At 37.6% G+C, this 5115-nt stretch carries 5 protein-coding genes and 2 pseudogenes; all 7 read right to left on the bottom strand.

Features of this window, described 5'->3' with window-relative positions:
- A pseudogene (locus ACFIMG_RS02375) lies at positions 1–170 on the bottom strand (trwi protein); the annotation flags it as partial.
- Between the two features lie 191 nt (positions 171–361).
- Entirely contained in the window at positions 362–1129 is a 768-nt protein-coding gene (locus ACFIMG_RS02370; protein ID WP_375652483.1) for a type IV secretion system protein, read from the bottom strand.
- Positions 1126–3597 (bottom strand): VirB4 family type IV secretion/conjugal transfer ATPase, encoded by a 2472-nt coding sequence (locus tag ACFIMG_RS02365; RefSeq protein ID WP_375678340.1) that lies wholly within the window; start codon positions 3595–3597, stop codon positions 1126–1128. The genes ACFIMG_RS02370 and ACFIMG_RS02365 overlap by 4 nt, the downstream gene beginning before the upstream one ends.
- A 2-nt stretch (positions 3598–3599) precedes the next feature.
- Entirely contained in the window at positions 3600–3908 is a 309-nt protein-coding gene (locus tag ACFIMG_RS02360; protein WP_375678341.1) for a type IV secretion system protein VirB3, read from the bottom strand.
- Positions 3909–3920: 12 nt separating this feature from the next.
- The gene (locus ACFIMG_RS02355) at positions 3921–4232 is read right to left on the bottom strand and encodes a conjugal transfer protein (RefSeq protein WP_375678342.1); all 312 of its coding nucleotides are present in this window, start codon (positions 4230–4232) and stop codon (positions 3921–3923) included.
- A gap of 244 nt (positions 4233–4476) precedes the next feature.
- Positions 4477–4725 (bottom strand): VirB2 family type IV secretion system major pilin TrwL, encoded by a 249-nt coding sequence (trwL, locus tag ACFIMG_RS02350; protein WP_375693561.1) that lies wholly within the window; start codon positions 4723–4725, stop codon positions 4477–4479.
- A 180-nt stretch (positions 4726–4905) separates the two neighbouring features.
- Positions 4906–4983 (bottom strand): annotated as a pseudogene (locus tag ACFIMG_RS02345) (conjugal transfer protein); the annotation flags it as partial.
- Positions 4984–5115 lie beyond the last annotated feature (132 nt).

The raw sequence follows: 5115 nt of genomic DNA, 5'->3' as shown, positions 1-5115 counted from the left end.
TCTATAGCGCCACGGATGATGAGCCATCCGTAGATGATGAAAGCGATTGTGATACCGATTGATACAAAGGGTGTAATTGTAGCTATTGTTTTTGAGGAAATATCCGTGACATATGTTTTTGTTATCTGATCAATTTTATTGAAAAGTTGCGTGAACACTGTAAAGTTCATGGAATTCCTCTTTAACGAATTTTCAATTTTTTATATGCTTTTTAAGTATTTTTCGTTGAATTTTTTTAAGGATAAAATGAAACTTCGTAGACCTTTTCGATCTATGAGAGAGAATTGAGTATTACGCATTAACTTTTTCTTTTTACGAGCATACAGGAAAAATAATATACAAAATATTGCTACAAAAATCTTTACCTAATAAATCTTATGGTAGGCATGTTCGTGTTTTTACTATTCAAAATTTTTATGTTATGTTTATCTTTCTGTTGTTTGATAAGTGTATGTTCAGCATTGCGTAAATGTGTAACCATTTGTAGTTTTGCTGTTTCATTTTGTAGCATAGCAAGCATTCCAATTATATGTGCTTGTAACTCGGCAATACTTTTTAGATCTTTTGTTGTTGTGATTTCGTTTAATAGTTCTTCAATTTGCTGAAAACGATTGTTTGCTTCTTGAAAAGTTTTTAAACTTACGGCTTTATCAGTGATGGCTGCATATTGGATACGCTTGTTGATAAAACTGCTAGATTCATGGATAGTGACAGGAATTTCTTCTTCTTTTAAAATATTTTCAAGTGATGTAGATAGAGCAGAAGTTTTATTTCTATTGTAGAGATTCTCTGGATTTTTGAGAAAAAAGCTACTGTGATCTGTTTGTACATTTTTAAGTTTTTTAGTATCGAATTTTTGGCTTCCCGTTATAGACTCGTGTATCTTTTTTACTTCCTCAAGGTGTTTTTTTAGCATATCGAGAAGTTGGGCATCAGGTGGCGCTTTCTTTTGCTGTGGAGTTTTTTTAGACTTTGATGTATTTGAAGATGAACTTCCAAAAAAATTGGGCCACTTCGTTGGAACGGATGCCGATAAATCCGCCGCCCCAGCGCCCCAAACCCAAGCCATCGCTGGGTTTGAAATCCCTAAAGTTATTACAACTACTATTGAAATGACCTTTTTTTTCATGTTTCCCTCCTGTCATTTTTTGCGTGCTGTAAGAAAATTGGTAACCATATTGCCGGATCATCACCAACTTCTGCGATAATGCTTTCGGCTAACTCCGCGTTATCAGGCGTTCCTGATAACACTAAGAGCTCGTCACTAAAGTTGTGTTCGATGGTTTTTCCATCGCGTGTCAGATGGAATTTACCAAGACTCAGTTCTGCAAGCGCAGATTGATCACCCTGCTTAATGAGGAATTGGCGACTAAACTCACCAAGTCCTTTAACGAGTTCAAATTCGGCATCTGTTAGTTTAAAGCCTTTTGTATAATCTTCATAATTTGCTTTGGGATTGGCTAGAAAAATGTAAGTTGCACACTGTTGAATGAGTGTTTTGGCAATATTACTTTCCAAGGCATCGCTAGGCTCTTGTGTTGCATAAACAAAAATACCATTTTGTTTACGGATGGTCTTTTGTTTATTTTTGGCTAAATCTTCAAAGTACGGATCTTGCAAAGGCTTCCAAAACTCGTCAAAGATATACATAAACCGCTGTCCGCTAATCATGCCTTCTGTGCGGTAAAGCAAATACATCATCACTGGAGTGCGAGTTTCAAAATTATCTAAGAATTCCGTGATATCAAAGCCGTAAATTTGATGTGTTGAGAGATTAAGAGCATCATGGGGATTATCAAATAACCATCCATAATCACCACCTTCACACCATTTTAGTAAGCGAGCATGAACAGATGGGTGAGCATTATAATCACTTAAACGTGGATTTGGTAAAAATTGTACCAGAAAGGACAAACGACGGAGTGATTGGTCAATATTACTGCTCATAACAGACATAACAGCTTTGTTAATTTCCTCCTCGTCGTGATGCGTGACCTCACCACCAGCTTCTGCCAATTTTTTAACAAATTGTTTCAAAAAAATCAGATTTTCTTGTGTTGGTGGGAGTTGGAAAGGATTGAAACCACTTTTTCTGCCTGGCTTGAATGTTAAATATTTTCCACCCATCGCTCGAATGGCAATTTCCATGCCACGATCTTTATCAAAAACAACAGTTGTCGGCTTAAATTTTTGTGCTTGTGCTAACAAAAAGCCGAGTAACACGGTTTTACCGGAACCAGATTGTCCAATAAGTGCGGTATTACCAAGTAAACGTTTATCTGTCGAGTCCTCTTCAAGTTTGGAGGCATGAAAGTTGAAATAAAGCGGTGTTTTACTGGTTGTTTTAAGAATTGTGACGGCTGGTCCCCATGGGTTGCCAGTGGGTTTTCCTGACATAAAATTATGAAAAGATGAAAATGATAAAAAGTTCAATGATGTAATCGGAGCAGGACGTGGTCTCCATTTCCAATTGCCAGGAAGTTGTGCCCAATAGCCAGCCTCTATCGCTAAGTCTACAGGTTTAGGCAGTACCGCAACGTCTAGTAATGCTGCACTTGCTTTGGCCATATGGTCGCGAACTTGTTGAATTGTATCACCATAGATCGTCAATGTGCAGTGATGTTCTCCCATGACAAAATGCCCACTGATAAGCTGGTTTAGTGCTTCGTCAATTTGTTCAATTTGGCTCGTTGCCACATCTCGTGCATCAATCAGATTACGCTGATGCCGTTGTAAATAGTCTTTAGCAGCATGTCGGGAGAGCACCGAAAAGCTCTGCGTCAATACGAACTCGAAGTCACTTTCCAACAAAACATTTAATTGTCCTGGTTTGGTTGTTGCATCATATTCTTTAATTTCAAGCATTCCAAATCGACGCATTCCACTGGTTGTTCGCAGTTCACCAAGAGCGCCCCATTTTGAGAAAAAAGGTCGATTGACAGACATATAGTCAGCAAAACGGTCATGGCAAATTGGCATAGGGCGATATTCACCATTGACAAGCATTCCAAGGAATTCAAGTGCAGAAGAATAAACATGCCCATTTTTTTCATAAGCACCAAGAAGTTCTGCACCGTAACGGTTTAAAGATTGGCCTAAAGTACGATTGATGTCATTGAGTTCTTTGATACATGTGTCTTGTCGCATCTTTTTTTGATCAAGCGTTTCACGTTCATGTTTAGAAAAGAACGACATAATTTTATCCGCTATCGGTTGAAAAATGACAGTCAGATATAAATCATTGACCATCAAATTATAACCAGTAAAGCTTTGTCGATATTTTTCATCAAGTTGATAGCAAAACATTTGATCAAATGTTGAATCAGGATATTCATAAACACGGCGGCGCACAATATGCGTCCAAAATGATAAATTGGCTGATGCAAGACCCCGTAGAGTATTGTTAAGCTCTTTTATCCATTGAAAAATATCTTCTTCTGAAGCGCTTTGATGCGAACGCCCGTCAATTTTCCAAATTGACAAATATTCCGCATTTTTAGTAGAAATAATCGTATCTGTAATATGATGTGAATAAGGCAGAAACAGGCTTACAGGTGTCTCTGATGCAAGGCGTTTGCTGCTTTCAACAGCTGTCATGTTTATCTCCTTTTACTATAATCAGAGGGACTATAACTTGATGCGCCCCAAAAACCTTTGTTGCGATTGCGAAATTTAGTATCGATCCATAACCACCAGATACGAAACGCCTTATCATCGTTTTTAGTAATTTGCACCATAATGAACCATAATGGAGGCGCCATAATCCACAAAAAGATACTTACTGTCATGGCAATAACAGCGACCCCCATAACCATAACGATAAATGGCATCATGGGGACACCCCATACCGTTGGAACACGTGTTGCTCCTTTGAATAGGGGGAATTCTTTTTGTTCTTGTGATTTCATGGGGTGCTCTTATCAGTGGAGGTGAAATAATATGTGGCTAATATAAAAGGCTGCACCAGCAATAATGACGCTGAAGGCCCATCGTATAAATGTAGCTCTTGCGATGATGCGAAATATATAAATAAGCAAAAGAAATAAAAGAATAATGATGGCGACGATAGGAATAAGTATACTTAATCCATATTGCATTCCTATGAAGGCATCCAAGCTCTCTGTTTCCATCTGAGCATATGCAGATTGCGTTATTAATAACATCATTGAAGTGATAATAATAACATTAATCCTGTTGCACGTCTTCGCTTGAAACGTATTTGATTGTTTCATATCCTTTATCCCCTTTTAATTAAAGTTGCTATAAATAATATTCCTTTTTTCAGTATGGCTACATTATTACTAGTACACACCTATAATCGATGGATATTAAAAACATTACGTATTATACTGATTCATGAATTACCTTTCAATAATATTGCAGTAAGTTTGGTTGTAGAGGGCACGATAATAATACTGATTGCCCATCGTATAAACGTATCGTATTGTATTGTATTATTTGTAATTGATGCCATTATTATGGTGTTTTAAATAGCAGAGTAACAAGTTGGGTTGCTGAACCTGCGATAACGACCCCGATTGCCCACCGTACAAATGTGTCTTTTCCGATGTAGCGTCCTGCATAACCAATTGCTAAGCACAACAGTATAACGGCAGCAGCAATAGGTATAATTTTTTGAATATCGCCCTGTAAACCTTCTAAAGCGCTCTCTGCATTTGTTAAAGTACTCGCTTTGGCGGCGTAAGCAGAATTATTNACCCCGATTGCCCACCGTACAAATGTGTCTTTTCCGATGTAGCGTCCTGCATAACCAATTGCTAAGCACAACAGTATAACGGCAGCAGCAATAGGTATAATTTTTTGAATATCGCCCTGTAAATCTCCTAAAGCCTTCTCTGCATTTGTTAAAACCTTTGCGCTGGCGGCGTAAGCAGAACTATCCATAAAAAACGCAGTCATAGCTGCAGAAAATGCGATGATTTTGTTGTTATTTTTCGGTTTGAGATTAATTAAATTTTGCATATCTCACTCTTATTAAAATTCTAGATAACATATTGTATTTTATAATTTATATAATGCTATTATTACGCTGTTTTAAATAGCAGAGTAACAAGTTGGGTTGCAGAACCTGCGATGACAACACCGATTGCCCAC

It is taken from the genome of Bartonella sp. AP11XZML, from assembly GCF_042196445.1.
Classification (GTDB): Bacteria; Pseudomonadota; Alphaproteobacteria; order Rhizobiales; family Rhizobiaceae; genus Bartonella.
The sequence above is the reverse complement of the archived record's forward strand: the minus strand, read 5'-3'. Positions and strand labels throughout refer to the sequence as shown.